The 21,585-nt window shown below is 61.9% G+C and carries 16 protein-coding genes; 10 read left to right on the top strand and 6 right to left on the bottom strand.

The window, feature by feature from the left end:
• Positions 1-94 precede the first annotated feature (94 nt).
• Positions 95-2,641 carry a protein kinase gene (locus tag LJE93_15640; protein MCG6950347.1) on the bottom strand — a complete coding sequence of 849 codons (2,547 nt, stop codon included), beginning with the start codon at positions 2,639-2,641 and terminating at the stop codon, positions 95-97.
• Positions 2,642-2,740: 99 nt separating this feature from the next.
• Between LJE93_15640 and LJE93_15635 the strand changes: the two genes are divergently transcribed.
• On the top strand, positions 2,741-3,769 hold the full coding sequence (locus tag LJE93_15635) for a DnaJ domain-containing protein (protein MCG6950346.1): 1,029 nt from the start codon (positions 2,741-2,743) through the stop codon (positions 3,767-3,769).
• 109 nt (positions 3,770-3,878) lie between these two features.
• Here the strand turns inward: LJE93_15635 and def are convergent, their stop codons facing one another.
• From def to LJE93_15610, 5 genes are all read right to left on the bottom strand, one after another.
• Positions 3,879-4,406, bottom strand: coding sequence for a peptide deformylase (gene def, locus LJE93_15630; protein ID MCG6950345.1), 528 nt, complete (start codon positions 4,404-4,406; stop codon positions 3,879-3,881).
• Positions 4,403-5,761, bottom strand: a complete 1,359-nt coding sequence (locus LJE93_15625; GenBank protein MCG6950344.1) for an amidohydrolase family protein — start codon at positions 5,759-5,761, stop codon at positions 4,403-4,405. The genes def and LJE93_15625 overlap by 4 nt, the downstream gene beginning before the upstream one ends.
• The gene (locus tag LJE93_15620) at positions 5,758-6,498 is read right to left on the bottom strand and encodes an LOG family protein (protein MCG6950343.1); all 741 of its coding nucleotides are present in this window, start codon (positions 6,496-6,498) and stop codon (positions 5,758-5,760) included. Before LJE93_15620 ends, LJE93_15625 begins: the two co-directional genes overlap by 4 nt.
• Positions 6,495-7,061 carry an ATP-binding protein gene (locus LJE93_15615; GenBank protein ID MCG6950342.1) on the bottom strand — a complete coding sequence of 189 codons (567 nt, stop codon included), beginning with the start codon at positions 7,059-7,061 and terminating at the stop codon, positions 6,495-6,497. The genes LJE93_15620 and LJE93_15615 overlap by 4 nt, the downstream gene beginning before the upstream one ends.
• A 197-nt stretch (positions 7,062-7,258) precedes the next feature.
• Positions 7,259-7,972, bottom strand: coding sequence for a PTS sugar transporter subunit IIA (locus LJE93_15610; GenBank protein MCG6950341.1), 714 nt, complete (start codon positions 7,970-7,972; stop codon positions 7,259-7,261).
• A gap of 289 nt (positions 7,973-8,261) precedes the next feature.
• Here LJE93_15610 and LJE93_15605 point away from each other — a divergent pair, with 289 nt between their 5' ends.
• The 9 genes from LJE93_15605 to ppdK all read left to right on the top strand — a co-directional run bounded on the left by LJE93_15605 (position 8,262) and on the right by ppdK (position 21,320).
• Positions 8,262-8,495 (top strand): acyl carrier protein, encoded by a 234-nt coding sequence (locus tag LJE93_15605; protein ID MCG6950340.1) that lies wholly within the window; start codon positions 8,262-8,264, stop codon positions 8,493-8,495.
• Positions 8,495-9,733: a beta-ketoacyl-ACP synthase II gene (fabF, locus tag LJE93_15600; protein MCG6950339.1), complete on the top strand. Its 1,239-nt coding sequence runs from the start codon at positions 8,495-8,497 to the stop codon at positions 9,731-9,733. The genes LJE93_15605 and fabF overlap by 1 nt, the downstream gene beginning before the upstream one ends.
• A gap of 65 nt (positions 9,734-9,798) precedes the next feature.
• Positions 9,799-11,619 carry a chloride channel protein gene (locus tag LJE93_15595; GenBank protein ID MCG6950338.1) on the top strand — a complete coding sequence of 607 codons (1,821 nt, stop codon included), beginning with the start codon at positions 9,799-9,801 and terminating at the stop codon, positions 11,617-11,619.
• A 205-nt stretch (positions 11,620-11,824) separates the two neighbouring features.
• On the top strand, positions 11,825-12,604 hold the full coding sequence (locus LJE93_15590) for an electron transfer flavoprotein subunit beta/FixA family protein (protein MCG6950337.1): 780 nt from the start codon (positions 11,825-11,827) through the stop codon (positions 12,602-12,604).
• Positions 12,605-12,611: 7 nt separating this feature from the next.
• Positions 12,612-13,568 (top strand): electron transfer flavoprotein subunit alpha/FixB family protein, encoded by a 957-nt coding sequence (locus tag LJE93_15585; GenBank protein ID MCG6950336.1) that lies wholly within the window; start codon positions 12,612-12,614, stop codon positions 13,566-13,568.
• A 273-nt stretch (positions 13,569-13,841) separates the two neighbouring features.
• Complete coding sequence (locus LJE93_15580) at positions 13,842-15,467, top strand: hypothetical protein (GenBank protein MCG6950335.1); 1,626 nt, start codon at positions 13,842-13,844, stop codon at positions 15,465-15,467.
• 164 nt (positions 15,468-15,631) lie between these two features.
• On the top strand, positions 15,632-16,513 hold the full coding sequence (gene glyQ / locus LJE93_15575) for a glycine--tRNA ligase subunit alpha (GenBank protein MCG6950334.1): 882 nt from the start codon (positions 15,632-15,634) through the stop codon (positions 16,511-16,513).
• A complete protein-coding gene (gene glyS, locus LJE93_15570; GenBank protein MCG6950333.1) occupies positions 16,513-18,597 on the top strand; it encodes a glycine--tRNA ligase subunit beta in 2,085 nt (694 codons plus the stop codon). Before glyQ ends, glyS begins: the two co-directional genes overlap by 1 nt.
• Positions 18,594-21,320, top strand: a complete 2,727-nt coding sequence (ppdK, locus tag LJE93_15565) for a pyruvate, phosphate dikinase (protein ID MCG6950332.1) — start codon at positions 18,594-18,596, stop codon at positions 21,318-21,320. Before glyS ends, ppdK begins: the two co-directional genes overlap by 4 nt.
• Positions 21,321-21,585 lie beyond the last annotated feature (265 nt).

Genomic DNA, 21,585 nt, shown 5'->3' with positions numbered 1-21,585 from the left:
TGGTATGACAGCAGCGTGCGCTGAATTCGGCTGCCTGTAGAACGTGTCTAGGTATTGGAACTCGCGGGGAGATCCTCCTGAAGGGCAGAGGATCTCACACAATCAACGCCTGCAGGTCAGCACAGAGCTCGGCGGTGTTTGCATATCTGTCTTCGGGGCTTTTCTCGAGGCATCGCAGGATGATGCGCGCGAGATCGGGATTGAGATCCGGTTCGAGGTCCAGGGGATCTGGCGGCGGTGTGTTCAGGTGGGCGTCGATCACGTTCCCGGTGTGAAACGGCGGCCGGCCGGTGGCAAGATGGAACGCGGTCGCCCCGAAGGCGTAAATATCGGTCGCCGGTGTCGGCGGTTGCCCTTGGATTTGCTCGGGCGCCATATAGAAGGGAGTGCCCGAAATGGAGACATTTTCGCCGTCTCCCCGATCGAGACGGGCGGCAATTCCGAAATCGAGGATCTTCACCTCGTGATCTGGGGTGACGAGAATATTCCCGGGCTTGAGATCGCGATGAATGACGTGCTGGCTATGGGCGTACTCGACGGCTTGCGCAACCAACAGAAGCAAACGCTCCAGCTGGCTTCTGATCATTTCGGGTGCGGACTTTAAGAGATCCTCCATGATTTCCCCAGGGACGAACTCCATGGCGATGAAATACCCGTCGAACCCGGCCTCGAAATCGTGGATCGTCACGATTCCGGGATGGTTGAGGGTCGCCGCCGCTTTCGCTTCCTGGCCGAGCCGAGCCGCCTCCTCGGCAGAGGTCGTTCGCAAGACCTTGATCGCGACGTCGCGCTCGAGGCGAGTGTCGCGGGCCTTGTACACGACGCCCATTCCACCCCGGCCGAGCTTGTTCAGAATTTCGTATCGTTGTTGTACGTCGAGCTCCGCCTTCTTTGCATCTCGAGCCGCCGCCTTCGCTTGATCGGTTCCTGATGCTGCCGGTCGGCCGTCGGCCTCGATCAGAGCGCGGAGCTTTCGCGCCGGTTCGCAGGAGTAGTCGAAGGCGAGCACGCGCTCGAGTTGGGCGAGAGCCGGAGCCCTTTCGCCGGCCTGATAGAGCTCGTGGGCGAGAGCCACCGCCGGTCCGAGCCTGCCCGGCTGCAGCGCAACGCCGATAACTGCCCGTTGGAGACAGGCGATCGACGCCTCGGCTGAGAGGTGCTCGCGGGCCCATTTCGCCATATCGAGTATGACGTGAGGTATGTCCGGTACCGGCCCAGGATGGTCTTGCAGCACCTGACAGGCCTCGGGCAAGAAATTTCCACGGTGGAGCTCGACCAGAGCATCCTGGAGGTAGCCGAGTCGCGCCATGCAGTTGGCGATGCCGACCGGAACGCCGAGTCCCCGGTAGAGATGCAGCGCTCGCTCATCCTCTCCAGCCTTTTCGGCGCACCGGGCTGCTGCCTCGACATCCTCTGCGAGTTCATAGAGGTCGCTCGCCTCACTCCAGCGATTCAGCTTCTCCATCAGCGGTGCAGCGATATCCCACCGTTGGGAATTGGCAGCAAACTCCGCGGCCTCGGTCTCCTCTCCCTGTTCGAGCATCGTCTTGACCGCTTCTTCCACGCCGCCGGAGGCGCTGATCAAATCAAGCATCTCCCGACGCATACCGAGCTCAGTCAGCAACGGGACAAGCAGGTCTTCCTCATGTTTGATCTGGTCACGAAGATTCTCGACCTGTTCCTTTTCGAGCCTCCCATGTGCCTCGGCGACCGCGAGCTTTTCACGCAGCTTGTCGAGCTGTCGAAGCCGAAGTTCGGCCGCCTCGCGATGGTGCCCCGCCGCAGCCTCGCAAACCGCTGCCTCGTGCATCAGGCCGGCCTTGCGGAATATCTCGGCTGCCAAGCCGTGCTCGCCCGCCGACCGCCATGCATGGGCGGCAGCCTGCCAGTTCCCTTCCAGCTCGTGCAGGCGCGCCAGGGTGCGTTGATCCCCGACCTGCTCGACCGCCCTCCGCGCTGCCGGGAGGGCCGTGTGGGACGAAGAAAATCGCCCCTCGTCGAGAGCGAGAACGGCTGCAGTCGCGGCGCGTTTCGGTTCTCCCGCCCGGGTCCACGCCTCTACCGCTTCATCGAATCTCCCGCGACTGGTGAGCCATTCTGCGAGGCCTCGATCGCAGCGTTGGGCTGCGGCGATATCACCCGCGCGCCGGAAGAGACGTGCCGCTTCCGCCAGATGATGGCCACCCGCCCTTTTCAACATCTCGGCGGCGTCGGATTCACGCCCGAGCTCGAGCGCAATCCGGGCCGCCTCGTTCCATTCCTTGCCCTTGCGATAGAGCTCGAAAGCGCCTCTCTTGTCGCCTTTCTGGGCCCTCATCTGCGCCGCGCCGACGAAATCCCCGCGGCTCATCAGGGTTCGCTCCAAACGCTGCTGCGGACCGCCGCCAAGCAGAAGCTGGACCAGAGCCCAGACTATGAGAGCGCTGCACACGAGATTCGTGGCCATCATCACGCCCGGGTTCGAAAGCACGTGCAGGATCGAGCTTTCTGATTCGAAGGAGATATTCAATTGTTCGGCCAGCCACGGCAGGTTGATGACGGCCGCGGTCGAGAGAGCGACGAAGAGCGCGACGACCGCTCGGCGGGCACGCGTTCTCGGGCCGGCGACCAGAAGCAACGGTAAGGCAACGAACGCTTCCACCCATTTATTTTACGGCACCGGCGCGCGAAGCTTGGGTTCAGTTGATATTTTATGGGAACTCGCTCATATTTCACTGAGCGCAAGGCGTCGGGAGGAATCGTGGCTGCAGACTATTACAAAGTGCTCGGTGTTGATCGCTCCGCGAGCGCGTCCGAGATCAAGAAGGCGTATCGCAAGCTGGCAAGGAAATACCATCCTGATGTCAATCCCGACAACGCAGAAGCCGAGCAGAAGTTCAAGGAGATTCAGGAAGCATACGCAGTCTTGTCGGATAAGGACAAACGAAAGCAGTACGACACCTATGGACAGGTCGATGGCATTCCTGACATGGGTTTCGATCCGTTCCGCAGAGCCAGTTCAACGTGGCGTGATGCGGGGGGCGTGCGAGTGGAGTATGGCGATTTCGAACGGGCCGGCGGTGGTTTTCAAGATCTCGGCGACATTTTTGGCGAGCTTTTTGGTCGCGGGAGAACCTCGAGAGCGCGAAGACAGCCCCAGCGAGGTGCAGATCAGGAAATCGAAATCGAAATCTCTTTTGCCGATGCAGTGCGCGGCACGACGGTCACCATTCCAGTCCAGCGTCAGGTGACGTGTTCGAGTTGTAACGGAAGCGGTGCGGCAGAAGGTCGGCCGTGTCCGAGTTGTCACGGATCGGGCGTATTGATTTCGACCGAACGACTCCGCGTGAAGATCCCGGAAGGGGTTGCGCCGGGCCAGCGCGTACGGGTGGCGGGTAAGGGGGCCGAGGGACGCTTGGACGGGAAACCGGGAGATCTCTTCGTGCGAGTTCGGGTCACTCCTCACGCGTTCTTCGAGCGCGACGGCGACAACATTCACACCACAGTTCCGGTGACCTTCTCAGAGGCCTACAAGGGTGGCGAGATCGAAATCGGAACCGTTCACGGACCGGTACGTGCCAAGGTGCCACCTGGTACGGACTCGGGTCGCACATTCCGGCTTCGAGGCAAGGGCGTCAAAAACACCAAAACGCGGGCCTACGGTGACCACCTGTACACGATTCAGATTGTCGTGCCGAAGGTCGTGTCCCCGGCTGGTGAAGATATGGCGCGCAGCGTCTCCGAGCTTTACCAGTCAAACCCGCGCCAGGGCCTGCCAACCGGCCTTTAGAGTTCGGAATTCTGAAGTCGCAATTCTGAACTCCTGCTTGGCACTAGTTTGACCACGAAATGGGTGGGTCTGGGCCATTCCGAATTCCGAACTCCGAATTCAGAATTTGTCACGCGGTGGATTGCGTCCACACCCCAAGGCGTCTCATCTTCTCCACTCGACGCATGAATAGCCGCTTCTTCATCCCCCGCAGATGGTGCACCAGGAGGATTCCGTCGAGGTGGTCGATCTCGTGGCAAACGGCCTGAGCAAGCAGACCATCCGCCTCGATTTCCCGCCATTCACCGTGCTCGTCCTGGGTGCGGACAGTCAGGGCGGTGGGCCGTTCGAGGACCGTGAAAAGGCCCGGAAACGACAGGCAGCCCTCTTCGAGGCTGGCTTTGCCCTCGCGGCGGACAATCGTCGGGTTCGCTAAGACGATCTTGGCGTCAGGGTCTTTGCCCACTGAAAGGTCGATCGTAGCGAGCCGTAAATTGACTCCGATCTGTGGTGCGGCGAGGCCCAGGCCGGGCGCCTTCCACCCGCTTTCGAAAAGATCTTCCACCAGCGAATGCAGCTCTGCATCGAACGTCGTGACCGGCTCGCTCGGAATCTCGAGCCGCGGGTCACCGTAGACGAGAATCGGGCGAACGCTCATTCGAATTGCATCTCCTCCATCCTTCTACGAGTCGCCGTCCATGCCGTATTGATGCGATTGCGTAAATCATCGGTGTCCGTGGTCACCAGTCTCCCGTCAATCACAACCGGCTGTCCGGCGACCACGACATGCCGCACGGCATGTGTTCCGGCGCCGAAAACGATCCGCGATGCGGGATCTCCTCCCGGCAGGGTCGACCAATCCTCGAGATCGATCACCACCACGTCTCCGGCTTTACCCTGTTCGAGAGTCCCGATTTCCCGTTCCAGATGAAGTGCTGCCGCACCGTCCCGCGTCGCCATTGCCAGAACTCGCCACGGGTCGAGAGCAGCCGGTCCGTAGTGCAGATTGTGGAGAGTGGCAGCAAGACTCATCTCGTGGAAGATCGATAGCCGGTTGTTGCATGGCGGCCCGTCCGATCCCAGCACGACAGGGACTCCTGCTGCCAGAAGGCCGGGCACATCGGCGATGCCGGAGCCGAGCTTCAAGTTCGCACCCGGGCAATGGCAGATCGTGGTCCGGGTCTCCGCGAGGCGCCGGATCTCGTCCGCCGCGAGGTGGACGCCGTGAGCTAACACCACATCACCTCCGAGGAGGCCGTGGTCGTCGAGGTAGTCGACGTTGCCGCGACCGCTCAGGGACCGAACCTGTTCGACCTCGTCACGATTCTCGGCAGCATGACTTTGCAGGAGCCAGCCGTTGTCGCGAGCAAGCTCCGCGCACCCCCGCAAAAGTGTTGGCGAGCACGAAAGAGCAAAGCGAGGCGCCACCGCGTACCGCAGCCTGCCGTTCTCCGATCCGTGCCATTGCTCTCCGAGCGCTGCTGCATCCGCAATCGACTTTTCTCGATCTTCGAGCAGGCTCGCAGGTGCTGCGTTTCCGATATCCATGTGCGTCTTGCCCGATACGAGCCGGATCCCGAGCCGTTTGGCGGCCTGAAACACGCGGCCGTGGTCGTGCGTGGTGCCGAAATCAAGAGCCGTTGTCGTTCCGCCGCACAGGAGCTCCGCAATTCCGAGCTCGGCCGCCACCTCGACACCGTCGCCGTCCAGTGCCGCCTCGTATGGCCAGGTCCGGAACCGCAGCCAGTCGAGGAGTGAAAGCCCGTCAGCCTGGTGTCGTAGAAGCGATTGCACCACATGTACGTGGCCCTGGATGAATCCCGGCAGCACCGCGGCGCCACGGGCGTCGAGAATCAGTTCGTCATCTCTGGTGTCAATCGAAATGCGGGCCACTTTCGTGATGAGACCGTTTTTGGTAGCGAGGTCACCCTCGAAATACTCTCCGTCAGAGGCCATCGGCACGAGCATTCCACCGCTGACGATCAGCTCTCGCGTGCCAGATCCGTTGGTCACGGATCCGCCCGGTGGAGCTCGTTGGCTCGCGCGTGGAACTCGTGAAGCGTGTGCAGAATGATCTCTGTTGCCTCGTCGACTGTGCGCACCTGGACCGGAAGATGCACATCACCTTCGTCGACATACCCATGGGCGAGCGCTTCATCCTCGATCCAATTCAGGAGCCCGCGCCAATGCTCCCCGAAGAGTAGGAATGGCGTTGGCGGAAGGTGTTTCGCCTGCAGAAGCTGCCACACCATCATCGCTTCAAGAGTGGATCCGATGCCACCTGGAAAGACGATGAACGCGGAGGACAGCCGCACAAAATGATGGAGGCGGGAGAAGAACGTGCGGTGTCGATAGACCCGCTCCACAAACGGCGTGTTTTCGAGGTCGGCTACGAGCCGAACGGGCAGGTCACCCACTGCGGGTTCATTCAATTTGCCGCGTGAGGCACCCTGATCGACCGCCTGCATCAATCCGCCACCGCCGCCGGTGACGATGTCGCAACCGGCTTCCGTGAGCCGCTGGGCGAGTCCTCGTGCCTCCGCGTAGAGCGGGTCAGAGGCTTCGATTCTAGCCGACCCGAAGATTGAAACTCGGAAGCGCTCGAGATTCCGAGGCTGCAATCTCTCAAGTGATTCGATGGTTTCCCAGAGCTGCTCCACAGATCCGTCAATCACCTGAACCAGGTCCGCTGCGGCTTCGTCGACAGCACCATGGGTGGTTCCCAACCGGGTTTTCCGCTGCTCGGTCAAGGCTTCGGTTCTCCGTCGAAGAGCGGAAGAGTCGGTTCCAGTTTCGGCAGGAGGGAGTCGATGATCGTGTCACACCACGTCGCTCTGTCCGGGGGGGTCAGGCGCAGCGGAGTCAGCCCGCGGGCGGCGATCATACCCTCGAGGAGCACGTCGATGAGCTGTTGAAACGCTGGATCCACCGCGCGAACGCCATCGTACGCCGGGCTCTCGGAAATCGGCACATGGACGAGCACGTCGTAGGTCGGCATCCAGTAATCGATGAAAGTCTCCCAGGCTCGCACGGACCCTGCGGCATGCACCAGGTAGCAATAGTTGTCGAGCACCGACCGATCACAGAGCACGACCTCGTTGTCGACTGCTGCCTCGATTTCCCACGCGATCTGGGTGTGGAGAATCCATTCCTGAGCTGCCACCGTTGTTTCTTGATTAATGGGCAGCGGGCACCGACGCGCCACCTCGCGCACCATTTCGACATCGGCGTTACGCCGCTTGAGACGTGCGGCCAACTCGAAGCACAGGGTGGTCTTGCCGACCCCGTGGCTGCCGATGAGTGCGATTTTCATATCCGAAATATTCTAGACGGGATTCGTCTGGGGGGCCATACGGCGAATCGGCCTCACGGCTCTAGGACTGAGCCTTGAAAACCGGGATTGGCCATGTTGTCACTATACGCCGCTCAGCTGTGGGTGGGTTTGTCCCGGCGTGGTTGAAGGCGAAGCAGGATGGTTGGTACAACCCGTCGGGGCGGTTTGTCTTGGTCTCAGCGACCGGCCGGTGCACCGGTCGGGCGCAACGCGCCCGGGAGGCTGCCGGCAGCTTCGAGCATCGCCGCATGGATCGTCTCCGCTGAATCGGCGTCCAACAGCCGCGCCAGGCGGGAGGGGCTGCGGACGATCCATGCGAGGCGCGAGAGCCACCTCAGGTGCAAGGCGTCGTTTCTGAGCGCGAGGAGGAAGAAGATATTCGTTTTTCCCATGTCGGGAGAGCCGAAAACCACTCCGTCGGGAGAACGGCCCATGGCGATGAATTGCTTCGGGAACTTGTCCGCGGCTCGCCGGCGAGCATGGAGGAAGGCGACTCCTTCCGGAACAGCTGTTGGAACCAGGCGTTCACGTGCCGCGAGGGCTGCCTCCAGCCACGCCTGATCCTCCACCAAACCGAGACCGGTGACGTGCTCAGCCATGGCGTGAATCACCTCCGGCCGGTTTGCGGCCTCGAGGTCGGGGATGATCTGGTCGACGGTGAAGATCTCCTCCATCGGAGCATCGATGACCTGGTTCGGCGACGCCCCGGAAGTCGTGACTGATTCCGAAGCGAGCGTGTCGAGGTACTCGTCAAGGAGCGCACGTCGAAATCGCCACTGTCCGCCTATCTTGACCCCTGGGATCTTGCCCTCGTGGGCCAACCGCACAAGTGTCCGTTCTGCCAGTTTGAGATACTCTGCGGCTTCCTTGGCGGTCAGATACGACTCCATGGGACCTCCCCCTGCCGACTGAATGCGGCATCAAATGGCTGAATACTCCTTTTTCAAAACAATGTCAAGTGAATTTGGGCCCTTGCGTGGGGAATGGCTGTGTGCTATCACGTAACGCGTTCGAATCGCGACGAGGGCTCGATTGGTCTCAGTCGCGACCGTGATTGAATCTGCGATGGGCGTAGCGGGCTCGTTACCGGTTATGTCCGGCGCGGTCGGCTGGAGTATTTCGCGGCACGGTACGGGGAAGAGTCCGGCCGAGCCGAAAGACAACCCTCGGGAGGGGAATATGGACGTAGAAGCGAAAGTCAAAGAAATCATCGTGCAACAGCTCGGAGTGGATGGGGAGAAGGTCACGCCCGAGGCGTCGTTCGTGGATGACCTCGGTGCGGACTCGCTCGACGTGGTGGAGCTGGTGATGGCGTTCGAGGAGGAGTTCGGGGTCGAGATCCCGGACGAAGCCGCCGAAAAGATCGCGACCGTCAAGGATGCAAACGAGTTCCTGAAGAGCCAGGCTGGCTGATGCCACGTCGCGTGGTGGTCACCGGGGTCGGGCTCGTCTCGCCCCTCGGGATCGGGACCGAGCCGACGTGGGCCGGCCTGATGTCCGGCACAAGCGGTGTGTCGACCATCACGCGAATCGACACATCAGATTACCCGGTTCACATCGGCGCCGAGGTGCGGGGTTTCGAGTCCGAGAGGTGGATCGAGCCGAAGGAGGCCAGGAGATTCGACCTCTTTGTCCACTTTGCCCTCGCTGCGACCCAGATGGCGCTCGAGGACGCAGGTCTCGAGATCACCGAAGAAAATGCGAACCGCGTTGGTGTCGTCATCGGATCCGGTATCGGCGGGTTCCCCCTCATCGAGCGACAGCACGAGATTCTTCTCGAGCGGGGTCCGAAGAGGGTAAGCCCATTCTTCATCCCCGGCGCGATCATCAACATGTGTTCTGGTTTGGTGAGCATCCGTACCGGCGCCAAGGGTCCGAACATGGCGACCTGCACAGCGTGTTCGACCTCGGCCCACGCCATCGGTGACGCTCTGCTTTACATTCGCCATGGTTACGCTGACGCGATCATCGCTGGTGGATCCGAGGCGGTGACCTCGAAGATGCCTCTTGCCGGGTTCTCGTCAATGAGGGCTCTTTCGACCCGCAACGACGAGCCGGAAAAGGCGTCTCGGCCGTGGGACAGGGACCGCGACGGTTTCGTCATGGGCGAGGGTTCGGGAATCGTTATCCTCGAAGAGCTCGAACATGCAAAGCGGCGGGGCGCGTCGATCCTGTGTGAAGTGCTCGGTTTCGGTATGAGTTCTGACGCCTTCCATATATCGGCCCCGTCCGAGGATGGGGACGGAGCCATCAGGGCGATACAGGCGGCCCTCGACGATGCATCCCTCAACCCCGAGGACGTCGACTACATCAACGCTCACGGGACCTCGACACCGGCCGGCGACATCGTCGAAACAATCGCGGTCAAGGGTGTCTTCGGGGACCATGCGCACAAGCTGATGGTCTCGTCGACCAAGTCGATGACCGGACATCTTCTGGGTGCCGCGGGCGGTCTCGAGTTCGGGATATCGGTGCTGTCGTTGATCAACGGTGTCGTGCCGCCGACCATCAACCTCGACAATCCGGATCCCGAAAATGACCTCGACTACGTTGCGCACACCGCTCGCGATGCCGACATCAAAATCGCCCTGACAAACTCCTTCGGCTTTGGTGGCACCAACGCGTGCCTGGCCGTGGGTCTCTTCGAGTGACGATGACCACAGCGGATCGTCCTACCGGGTGCAGAAGTCAATCGATCGACTGATTGGACGGAGAGATGACCCGGCTGGGACAGACCTGGATCAGAGAGATCGCACGTTTTGCGAGCCGCGTCGATCTCTACAATTTCGGTCGTTGGCTGGTTCTGGCGATAATGGTCGGAGTGGTCGCGGGACTCGGCGGTGCTCTGTTGACCTGGGGCATCGACGGGCTAGGCTCGCTCCTGCTCGGTAACGTCGTCGGTTTCCATGTCCCCGGCCATGGGGAGTCGGCCACCGTCACATGGAGCATGCCCGATCGGCCGTGGCTCCTGTTGGTCGTGCTTCCGCTGGCCGGGCTGGTGGTCGGATGGCTGGTGCAAACCTTCGCGCCTGAGGCAGAGGGACACGGCACCGATGCGGTGATCAACGCCTACCACCGTGAAAGAGCCGTACTCCGTAAGCGGATCGTACCGGTGAAGCTCCTAGCCTCGCTGTTGACCATTGGTTCGGGAGGCTCGGCCGGTCGAGAGGGTCCGGTGGCACAGGTCGGCGCCGGCTTCGGCTCGTACCTCGCAGATGTGCTGCGCCTCGGTTATCACGATCGCAGAGTTCTGGTGGTGTCAGGCATGGCCGCAGGTATCGGCGGCATGTTCAGGGCACCGCTGGGCGCCGCTCTCTTCGCGGTCGAGGTGCTCTACTCCGACCCGGACTTCGAGTCCGAAGCCCTCATTCCGGCCATCATCTCGTCGATCGTATCCTACGTGGTGGTGGCCTCGCTGACCGGGTGGGACGCCATCTTTCGCACCGCCGACATACGCTTCGTGCGGCCCCACGAACTCCTGGCCTACCTCGTCCTCGGCATGATCGTGGCCATGGTTGGCTATATCTATGTCAAGGTTTTCTACGGGATGCGAGACAAGGTCTTCGCTCCGATGCCGATCCCGAAGTGGACCAAACCGGCGGTGGGCGGTCTTTTGCTTGCCGTGTTGGCGATTGCGGTGCCTCAGGTGTTGGGTGGCGGTTACGGGTGGCTGCAGCTCACCATGGACCACCATCTGCCGCTCAAGATCCTGATCCTCTTGCTGCCGGCCAAGATCCTCGCTACCTCGTTCACCATCTCGTCCGGAGGGTCGGGTGGAGTCTTCGCGCCATCGCTGGTGATCGGTGGCGTAACCGGCGCAATTTTTGCCGACCTCGTGTCGCGGGTCGCCCCCCAGCTCGCTCCGCCGACGGCGGCCTGCGTGCTGGTCGGGATGGGCGGGTTCTTCGCCGGTGTCGCCAAGGTCCCGATAGCCTCCCTGATCATGGTAGCGGAGATGAGCGGGTCGTACGGACTGCTGGTCCCGATGATGCTGGTGTCCTCTGTTGCCTATTTGCTGACGCGTGGGACGAGCATCTACGAGGCGCAGGTGCCGGGCCGAATCGATTCGCCGGCCCACCTCGGCGAATTCCAGATCGATGTTCTCGAGCGCCTGACGGTCGCCGAGGTTATGGATCCGGACCAAGCGGTGATTTCCGTTCCGACGGGCACCCGATTCGAGACCGTGCTCGAGATGGTCGCCGATACCGACCAGTACGCGTTCCCGGTGGTCGATGCCGACGGCGAGGTGGAGGGGATGTTCAGCATCAATGACGTGCGCCGCGTCATGGCAACGCCCGAAGTGTGGCCGCTTCTGGTCGCTTCTGACCTCGGGGTGACAGCCAGGGGCATGGCCTACCTGGTGCCGGACGACGATCTCCACACCGCGGTCCAGCGATTCACGGCCCTCCAGCGTGAAATCCTGCCGGTCCTCGATGGTGCTCCGCCGTCGCCTGTGATCGGGCTCCTCCGCCACCATCAAGTCATGGAAGCCTACGACAACGAGATCCGGCGCCTGCGCGAAGAGCACGCGGACTGAGAAGCCCTTGCCTCGCGGAATACTCCCGTGAGACGGGCGTGCCGCATCAACAACTCCTGTGAGCAGCGCTTCTCACCGGGGCGACGCGGCATGCGCACCTCACAAGAGCCGTCGATGAGAGAAACGCGAGGGGAGGAGGTGGTGTTAAACTACCGGCTGTGAATGACCATTCATTTTTCCAACAATTCAGCGAAGGAGGCAAGTTGTGAACTGTATTGTGTGCATGGCCAGCGTGCCGGATACGGCGTCGGTCATCAAGATCGGAGGAGACGGCAAGGGTATCGACGAATCCGCCATCAAGTGGATCGTCTCTCCCTACGACGAATACGCCCTCGAAGAGGCGCTTCAGATCACCGAGGCGAAAGGTGGCGAGGTCACGGTCATGACCTACGGTCCGGATCACGCAGAGGCGGCCCTGCGAGACTGTCTCGCCCGGGGCGCGCACCAGGCGGTGCATGTTCTCGGCGGCGAGGCGACTCTCGGGGACAGCCTCACGATTGCCAAGGTCTTGGCGGCGGCCATCAAGGACCGCGAGTATGACCTCGTGCTCTGCGGCATCAAGGGTGTCGGCACCGACTGTGCCCAGGTTGGCCAGATGCTCGCCGAGCTGCTCGATTTGCCGCACGTTGCCAGCATTACCGAGCTCGAGGTGGCCGACGGATCGCTGACCGCGGGGCGCGACGTCGAAGGCGGCAAGGAGAAGGTCGAGAGCCCGCTGCCGGCCCTGGTGACCTGTCAGAAGGGCCTCAACGAGCCCCGCTATGCAGCTCTCAAGGGGATCATGGCGGCCAAGAAGAAGCCGGTTGAAAAGGTCGAGGTCGCGAGCCTCGGGGTCGATGAGAGCGCCGGCGGCTTCTACCGGGTCGAGCAGTTCGAGCTGCCGCCCGCAAAGGCTGCGGGAACCATCATCCAGGGCGAGGACGACCCGGCGGCTGCCGCGGCCGAGCTCGTCAAACTCCTTCGCGAAGAAGCGAAGGCGATCTAGGGAGGCGATGATGGCTGGAATTCTCGTTTTTGTGGAGCAACGCGGCGGAGAGATCCGGAAGGCATCCCTACAGGCATTGTCCGAAGCCAAGAGGCAGGGCGGAGACGTCAGTGCTGTCATTGCCGGTTCCGGAATCGGTGATGCGGCTTCCGGCCTCGGCGCCTGGGGTGCGGACAAGATCTACGTCGCGGACGACGCGAATCTCGATCTTTATTCGGCCGAAGGCTATGCCGAGGCCGTGGTCAAAGCGGTCGAACAGGCCCAACCCGGCGCCATTTTCTTTGCCGGCACCGCCATGGGGCGTGATCTCGCGCCCCGGGTCGCCGCACGCCTTGGCGTCGGCGCGATTCCTGACGCGGTCGGTCTGACCCTCGACGGCGAGACCTTCAAGGTCCGGCGGCCGGTCTACTCGGGCAAGGCCTTCGCGACCGCTGATACCTCCGGAAACTCGCCCCAGGTCATCAGCCTGCGGCCTAACGTCTTCGCGGCCGAGGAATCGGCTGGAGCCGGTGAGGTGGTGCCGCTCGACGGTCTCGCACTCTCTATTCGCGCCATCGTCAAGGAGCTGGTCGAGACCGCAGGCGGCGAGCTGGACGTGGCCGAAGCGGACGTCATCGTCTCCGGCGGGCGCGGCATCAAGGATCCCGAGAACTTCGCTCTCATAAAGGAGCTGGCCGACGCTCTGGGTGGCGCGGTCGGCGCCTCCCGCGCGGCGGTCGATGCGGGCTGGATCGAGCACTCGCACCAGGTCGGCCAGACCGGCAAGGTGGTGAGCCCATCGCTGTACATCGCGGCGGGCATCTCCGGTGCAATCCAGCACCTTGCCGGCATGTCGTCGTCGAAGGTCATCGTGGCCATCAACAAGGACCCCGACGCGCCGATCTTCAAGGTCGCCGACTACGGCGTCGTCGGTGATCTCTTCGAGGTCATTCCGCCGATGGTGGAGGCGATCAAGGCGCTCTAGCTGATAGAAATCGACATCGATCTTAAGGCGGGCCATTGGCCCGCCTGTTGTTTATCCGAGTACGCGTCTTCTTTTGAAGATCCGCCCGCAAGGGCCCGTCGGCTCACATCATGGTCCATCCATACCGCTGCACAACAATTTACCCATGTGCCCGGTTTTCAGTGTTACTCGCGTGCCTGGTTCGGACCTAAAATGGATTTGGCCCCCGGTTGCGGAAACGACAAGCCGCCCCCGACCTCTCGAAAGGAATGCTGGACAGGAGATAGCGAACGAATGGATTCGGTCCCGGCATCCGCGTTGAAGCATTTCTTACGGAGTCATGCCCTGTGGGTTGCGGTGGTCGTGCTGGTTGTATGGATCGTCGGGACTCGCTGGATGTTGCGAAACGAACCTCTAGATCGAGATATCTCGGCCTACGCCGTCGTTGGCCGGGAAATCTTGAATGACCGACCGCTCTACTCGGACCTTTGGGACCACAAGCCTCCGGGAATCCACCTGATCTTTGCTGGTGCGACGGTCCTGGTTGGTCCTGGTGTGCCAGCCGTGTTGCTGGTCAACGTGGCTTTTTCCGTATTGACATTGGTGGGGCTGATGGTTGCCGGACACCGGGTAGCCGGCAAATCCGGGGCAATCCTCGCCGGTTCTCTTTGGGTTTTTGTCGGCGCAGATCTTGGCCTCCAGGCAAACCAGCCGAATGTCGAACTCCCGATGAACGCGTGCGTGGCCTGGGCGATGGCGGCCTCTCTCAGCTGGCGCTCGCGGCTGGCCGGAACAATTGCGTTGACGACAGGTGGGCTGACCGCCGGCGGACTTCTCCTCAAAATGGTCGTGGCCGCGCCGCTCGGTTTCCTGGCCGCGGTCGACGTGGCTGAAATTTGGAGGCGAAAAGGACCAAGAAATACCGCCGCATTCCTCGTACGGTGGGGCTTCGCCGTGATGTGCGGCGTGGTTCCAGTCATGGCGTGGTGTGTTTTCAGTGCCGGGGGCGAGGCGGTCTGGGATGCGCTTGTTCGCTACAATCTGGCTTACAGACAGAGCACCATGCTTTCGAGCCTCCAGGAGTTCCTTCGGGTTGGCAACCACCTCCCAACGAGCTCCATCGCAGTCATAGGGCTTCTATCGCTCGCCGGCGTTGCGGGTCTGACGCGACTGGACTCACCGGGACGTCGACGGATTCTCGCTGTGATCCTGGGTTCGGCCGTCGCTGTTGCAGCCCCGGGCAGATTTCACCCTCACTACTACCAGCTGTTCCTTCCGCCATTGGTTCTCGCGTCAGCGGTCGGTTTCCAAAAATTCCTGATCCGTCCCGGCGTTCTTCGCTTTGCAGCAATCACTGTGTTGGCGGCTCTTGGCCTCATTCATGTTCATTATCTGCGGTTGCCACCAGACGAGTGGTCGCGACGAAAGTACGGCGACGAGTTCCTCGACGAACGGCGACTGGCCGGTTGCGTGAGTGCGTACGTCAAGCCGGGAGATTGCTTCTGGCAGCTCGGGCCGCAGCCGGGGATTTACCTGCTCACCGAAACCGTGCCAGCCAGTGGAGTGATTTATGACTACCCGTTGCTTCCGAGATCGCCGGTACGAAATCGGCTTGCGGGACGAGTGATTGCCGAGCTGACGGAAAACCCACCCGGGATGGTCCTGGTTCGAACGAACGACTTGCGAAAGGTGGATAGCAGGATCAACGCGTGGATTCGCCTGAATTATCAGCCGGCGACTGATGGCTGTCCGGTGCGAGGTTTTGTGCTCTGGTCTTCTCGAAGTCTGAATTCAGGCGAAAATTCACAGATACCCGCTTCCGATCAGGTGCCGATCACCATCGAGGATTTTGAAGACGGCACCAGCGGAGTCTGGATGCGATTTCCGGCGAACACTGACGACCAACCGACGCAACGATGATCCCTTCGTTTGAACCATTGGTTTGATCGCCTGATTTTTGCGGTGTCAGAAAACGAGTATCCTTTTCATAGGGTGTGTTTATATCTGCCGTTTTCAGAAAATCACCCCTCAATCCCGCCGTCGTGGTATATTTCCGGCTCGTGCGACACGCCTCGGAGGCGCTCCTGGACCTGCAAACCCTGATCCTTGATCTCCAACGCTACTGGGCCGACTGCGGATGCATCATTCAGCAGCCGTACGATGTCGAAATTGGCGCGGGGACGATGCATCCGGAGACCTTTTTGAGGGTATTGGGGCCGGAGCCTTACCGGGTCGCCTACGTGCAGCCGTCACGGCGTCCTGCGGACGCCCGTTACGGCGAGAATCCCTTCCGTCTCGGGCGTCACCTCCAACTGCAGGTGGTCCTCAAACCATCGCCGGACGACGTTCAGGAGCTCTATCTGAAATCCCTCAGTGCGCTCGGCATCGATCCGGCGGTGCACGACATCCGCTTCGAGGAGGACAACTGGGAGTCGCCGACCCTCGGCGCGTGGGGTGTCGGATGGCAGGTGCTGCTCGACGGGATGGAGATCACACAGTTCACCTACTTCCAGCAGTCCGGAGGCATCGATTTGGCGCCGATCTCGGCCGAGCTCACCTACGGGCTCGAACGCATTGCGATGTTTCTCCAGCGCAAGGACTCGATATACGACATCGAGTGGGGTGGAGGCATTACCTACGGCGCCGTTCGGCTGGAAGACGAGCGTGAGGCCTCGGTCTACGGCTTCGAGCTCGCCAACGTCGAGATGCTCCGGCGTCACTTCGAAGACTGGGAGGCGGAAGCGCAACGCTGCCTCGAGCATGATCCTCCGCTCGTCATTCCGGCCGTCGAGGCGGCCCTCAAAACCTCCCACCTGTTCAATCTTCTCGACGCACGAGGTGCGATCTCCGTCACCGAGCGGGTGGGGCTCATCGCCCGTGTGCGACGGAACTCGGTGGCGGCGGCGCGCGCTCATCTCGAGCAGCGCGAAGCCCTCGGCTTTCCACTCGCGCGGGAGGTCGACTGATGGCGACGTTCCTGCTCGAAATCCGAACTGAAGAGATCCCTGCGGCCGCTCTTCCCGGCGCGCGGCGACAGCTCGATGAGCTGTTTGCCGCCCAGCTCACCGAAGCCGGATACTCAGATTTCGAAATTGCGGCGCTTTCCACCTCTCGTCGACTTGCGGTTGTGGTCGAGAACCTACCCGGTCGCCAGGCTGAGCGAACGGAGGAAGTGACCGGACCGCCTGCGAAGGTAGCGGTCGATGCCGAAGGCAAGCCGACTCCGGCGGGCGAGGGATTCGCCCGCAAGGTGGGATTGCCGTTCGACGAGGTCGGGCGGATCGAAACCGCGAAGGGTGAGTACCTCACTGCGACCGTGGTCCACGAGGGCCGGCCGACTGCCGAGATCCTCGCCGAAATCGTGCCAGCCGTGGTCGGCGCTCTTCGTTTTCCGAAGATGATGCGATGGGGCGACGGTACGAACGTGTTCGTGCGTCCGGTCCACGGGATCGTCGCACTCCTGGATTGCGATGTGGTGGCGTGCGAGATCTTCGGTGTTACGGCGGGGAGATCCACCGTCGGCCACCGCGTCCATTCGCCGGAGTCCTTCGAGCTCGAAACCGCCGATGGCTACGTCGATGCACTGATGGAACGTAGCGTCGTGGTGGACTCCGCGGCGCGCCAGAAACGGCTCGCAGAGCTCTCTGCACGGCTCGCCTCCGAGGCCGGCGCTCGGGTGCATCCGGATCCGCAATTGATGGCCGAGCATGTCGAGCTGGTTGAATGGCCCGGGCTGATCTCCGGCAGCTTCGAAGAGCGGTTCCTCGAGCTGCCGCCGGAGGTGGTCGTCACCACCCTCCGTCACCACCAGAAATGCCTGATTCTCGAAAACACCGACAATGGCGGTCTGCAAAATGCCTTCATCGGGGTCATCGACCGCAAGGACGATCCTGAAGGGCTGATTCGCCAGGGCAACGAGTGGGTGATCGGAGCCAGACTGGCCGATGCCCGGTTCTTCTTCTCCGAGGACCGCAAGAGGTCGCTGCACGACCTTGTTCCGAACCTCGGACGGCTCGAGTTCCACCGTGTCCTGGGTTCGTTGGGCGACAAAGCACTCAGGGTGGGCGACTTGGCCGTAAACATCGCGAACCTGCTGCAATCGGAGATCGATCCCGACCGGCTTCGGGCGTCTGCCGGCCTGGCCAAGGCAGACCTGCTGTCCCATATGGTGGCCGAGTTTCCCTCGTTGCAGGGCATCATGGGCGGACACTACCTGCGCCTCGAGGGTGCCGACGAGGATCTCTGGACCGCGGTTCGCGATCACTACCTGCCGGTCGGTTTCGAGGGCAAAGTGCCGGAATCGGTCGCCGGGAAGTTGCTCGCGGTTGCGGATCGGCTCGACACCGTGGCCGGACTCTTTGCGGTGGGTGAAAACCCGACCGGCTCGAAGGACCCGTTCGGGCTCCGGCGTGCCGCCCAGGGCGCGATCAAGATCGTTGCCGAGGCCGGCTGGGAGATCGATCTCGATACGGTGATCGGCAATGCCGTCGATAACGTTGCGAATTATTCGGAGGAAGGGACCGAGGCGGTCTCCGCGGCGGTAACGGCTTTCCTGGAGGATCGGGTGCGGAGATGGCTGATCGACACTGTCGGCGTCTCTTTTGATACCGCGGATGCGGTGATGGCGGCCGACTGGTCGAACCTGCCAGCGGCGATCGTCCGTGCGCAAGCCCTCGAAAAGGTGCGCACCTCGGAGAACTTCCGCCAGCTTGCGCTCGCCTTCAAGCGGGTGCGCAACATCACCGAGGAGCAGCCTGATCGGGGTGTCGATCCGGGGCTCTTCGAAATGGATGAGGAGCGCGAGCTGTACGACGCAGCCGTCGAGTTTGCGAACACCCTGCAGCGGTACGTACCAAAGGGGGAAGTTGAGCAGGCCTTCGCCGCGATGGAACCGATAACAGATATCCTCGAGCGTTTCTTCGTCGAGGTACTCGTCATGTGTGAGGACGAGCGCGTTCGGGACAACCGGATCGCGCTCTTGATGGAACTTGGACGACATTTCATGAAACTTGCTGACCTATCGAAGCTGCAAGTCGAAGGAGGCGAATAGTGAGCGAAACGAAGTACGTGTACTCGTTCGGCGGTGGGACCGCTGACGGGACGGCCGAAATGAAGAATCTCCTCGGCGGCAAGGGTGCCAACCTGGCCGAAATGGCCAATCTCGGAATCCCGGTCCCGGCTGGCTTCACCCTAACGACCGACGTCTGTACGTATTACTACGACCACGACCAGACCTACCCGTCGACGATCGAGGCCGAGGTTGACGCGGCAATGGCCAAGGTCGAGGAGATCATGGGTACGAAGTTCGGCGATCCGAAGGATCCTCTTCTGGTCTCGGTGCGTTCGGGCGCCCGTTCCTCGATGCCCGGGATGATGGAGACCGTGCTCAACTGCGGTCTCTGTTCGGCGACAATTCCCGGGCTCATCGAGAAGACCGGTAATCCGCGATTCGTATATGACGCCTACCGGCGTCTCATCATGATGTACTCGGACGTGGTGATGGAGAAGGCGGCCGGCATCGAGCCCGAGGAGGGCCAGGGCATCCGCCAGCAGCTCGACCGCATGCTCGAAGAGGTCAAAGAAAAGGGCGGCTACAAGACCGACGCCGACATCTCGGCCGAGGATCTCGAGGAGCTCTGCGAGCGCTTCAAGGCGAAGGTCAAGGAAGTTCTCGGCGAGGACTTCCCGGACGATCCCATGGAACAGCTGTGGGGCGGCATCGGCGCCGTCTTCTCGTCGTGGAATGGCAAGCGCGCCGTCTCCTACCGACGCATCGAGGGCATCCCGGACGACTGGGGCACCGCGGTCAACGTGCAGGCGATGGTCTTCGGAAATATGGGCGATGACTCGGCGACCGGCGTTGCTTTCACCCGCAACCCGGCGACCGGCGAGAACAAGTTCTACGGCGAGTGGCTGGTCAACGCCCAGGGCGAGGATGTGGTGGCGGGGACTCGTACCCCCAACCCACTCAACGAGGACACCAAGAACGAGCAGAACGAGCATCTGCCATCCCTGCAGGTGGCGATGCCCGAAGTCTACGAGCAGCTCTTCGCTATCCGCAACCAGCTCGAGCAGCATTACCGCGACATGCAGGACATCGAGTTCACGATCCAGGATGGACGGCTGTGGATGCTCCAGACGCGGGTCGGCAAGCGAACCGGAACCGCAGCCCTCAACATGGCCATGGACATGCTCTCTGAGGGTCTCATCGACGAGAAGACAGCTGTGCTGCGGGTCCGGCCCGACCAGCTCGACGAGCTTCTTCACCCGATCGTTGACCCATCCGCCGAGCGGGACGCCGACCCGATCGCCAAGGGCCTGCCCGCCGGTCCCGGCGGTGCCTACGGTCAGATCGTGTTTTCCGCGGACGATGCGGTGGAGTGGGTGAAGCAGGGCAAGACTGTGCTTCTGGTTCGGGAGGAAACCAACCCCGAGGACGTCGAGGGCATGCGTGCTGCGGTCGGCATCCTGACCGGTCGCGGCGGCATGACGTCGCACGCGGCGCTGGTCGCACGAGGTTGGGGCAAGTGCTGCATCGTCGGCGCCGGCACCCTCGACATCGACGTCGTCGGCAAGACAATCAAGGCCGACGGCCGGGTCTTCAACGAAGGTGATGTATTCACTCTGAACGGCACCAGAGGCCTGGTCTACGCTGGTGAGATGCCGATGATCGACGCCACCGAGAACCCGCGCTTCGTGGATTTCATGAAGCTCGCGGACAAGATTCGCGTAATGAAGGTCCGAACCAACGCCGAAACCCCTGAAGACGCCGGTCTTGCGATCGAATTTGGCGCCGAGGGCATCGGCCTCTTCCGTACCGAGCACATGTTCTATGGCAAGGGCTCCGAGGAGCCGCTCTTCATCCTGCGCAAAATGATCATGTCCGGCTCCGAGGCGGAGCGGCGCGAGATCCTCGATGAGCTCTACCCCTACGTCAAGCGCGATATGAAGCGCACTCTCGAGGTCATGGGTGAGCGGCCGGTGACCTTCCGCCTGCTCGACCCGCCGCTGCACGAATTCGTGCCCCAGAACGAGGCGGAGCGCAAGGAGCTCGCCGAGGCCCTCGACATCACGGCGGAGGTGCTCGACCGCAGGGCCGACGAGCTGCACGAGCTCAACCCGATGATGGGTCACCGCGGCGTGCGTCTCGGCATCACATTCCCCGAGATCTCGGAGATGCAGTTCCGTGCCATCCTCGAGTCGGCGGCCGAGATCCGTCAGGACGGAAGAACCTGCTTCCCCGAGATCATGGTCCCCGTGACCTGCGCCAAGGAGGAGCTCGACGAACAACTCGCATCGGCCAAGAAGATCCACGCCGAGGTCTGCGAAAAGTATGGCGTCGACGAGGTGGAGCATCTCTACGGCACGATGATCGAGATCCCGCGCGCGGCCCTGACCGCAAACGAGATCGCGAAGACCTGCGAGTTCTTCAGCTTCGGCACCAACGACTTGACGCAGATGACCTTCGGCTTCTCGCGTGACGACATCGGTGGCTTCCTGCCCGAATACCTGGACAAGAAGATCCTCGCTGTCGATCCCTTCCAGGTCCTCGATCGTGATTCGGTGGGTGAGCTGGTCAAGACCGGCATCGACAGGGGTCGCGAGACCCGTCCCAACCTCAAGGTCGGGATCTGCGGTGAGCACGGCGGCGAACCGAACAGTGTGGAGTTTTGCCATCTCGTTGGCATGGACTACGTGAGCTGCTCGCCCTTCCGGGTGCCGATCGCTCGCCTCGCCGCCGCCCAGGCGCAGATCAATCACCCGCGAAAGTAACCGTTATTTCCCCTCAATCCATCACCCGCGCTCTCCGGAGCGCGGGTTTTTCTCGTCCCGCCTATTGGTCCCGGCGGAGCCGAAAGGCGGATGCGTTCCCCTTCGGGTTCCCGTTTCCGAAAACGCCGGTGGTGATCCAGTCAGAATACCTGCCCCATCCGCACTGTTGCAGAATAGACACCAAATTCTCCATGAGGAGGCAGATATGCAATCACGCACCCTGGGCCGGGATGGCCTCGAAGTGTCAGCGGTCGGGCTCGGCTGC

Source organism: Acidobacteriota bacterium (assembly GCA_022340665.1).
Taxonomy (GTDB): Bacteria; Acidobacteriota; Thermoanaerobaculia; order Thermoanaerobaculales; family Sulfomarinibacteraceae; genus Sulfomarinibacter.
Note: the sequence above shows the minus strand (reverse complement) of the source record. Positions and strands in the feature narration are given on the sequence as shown.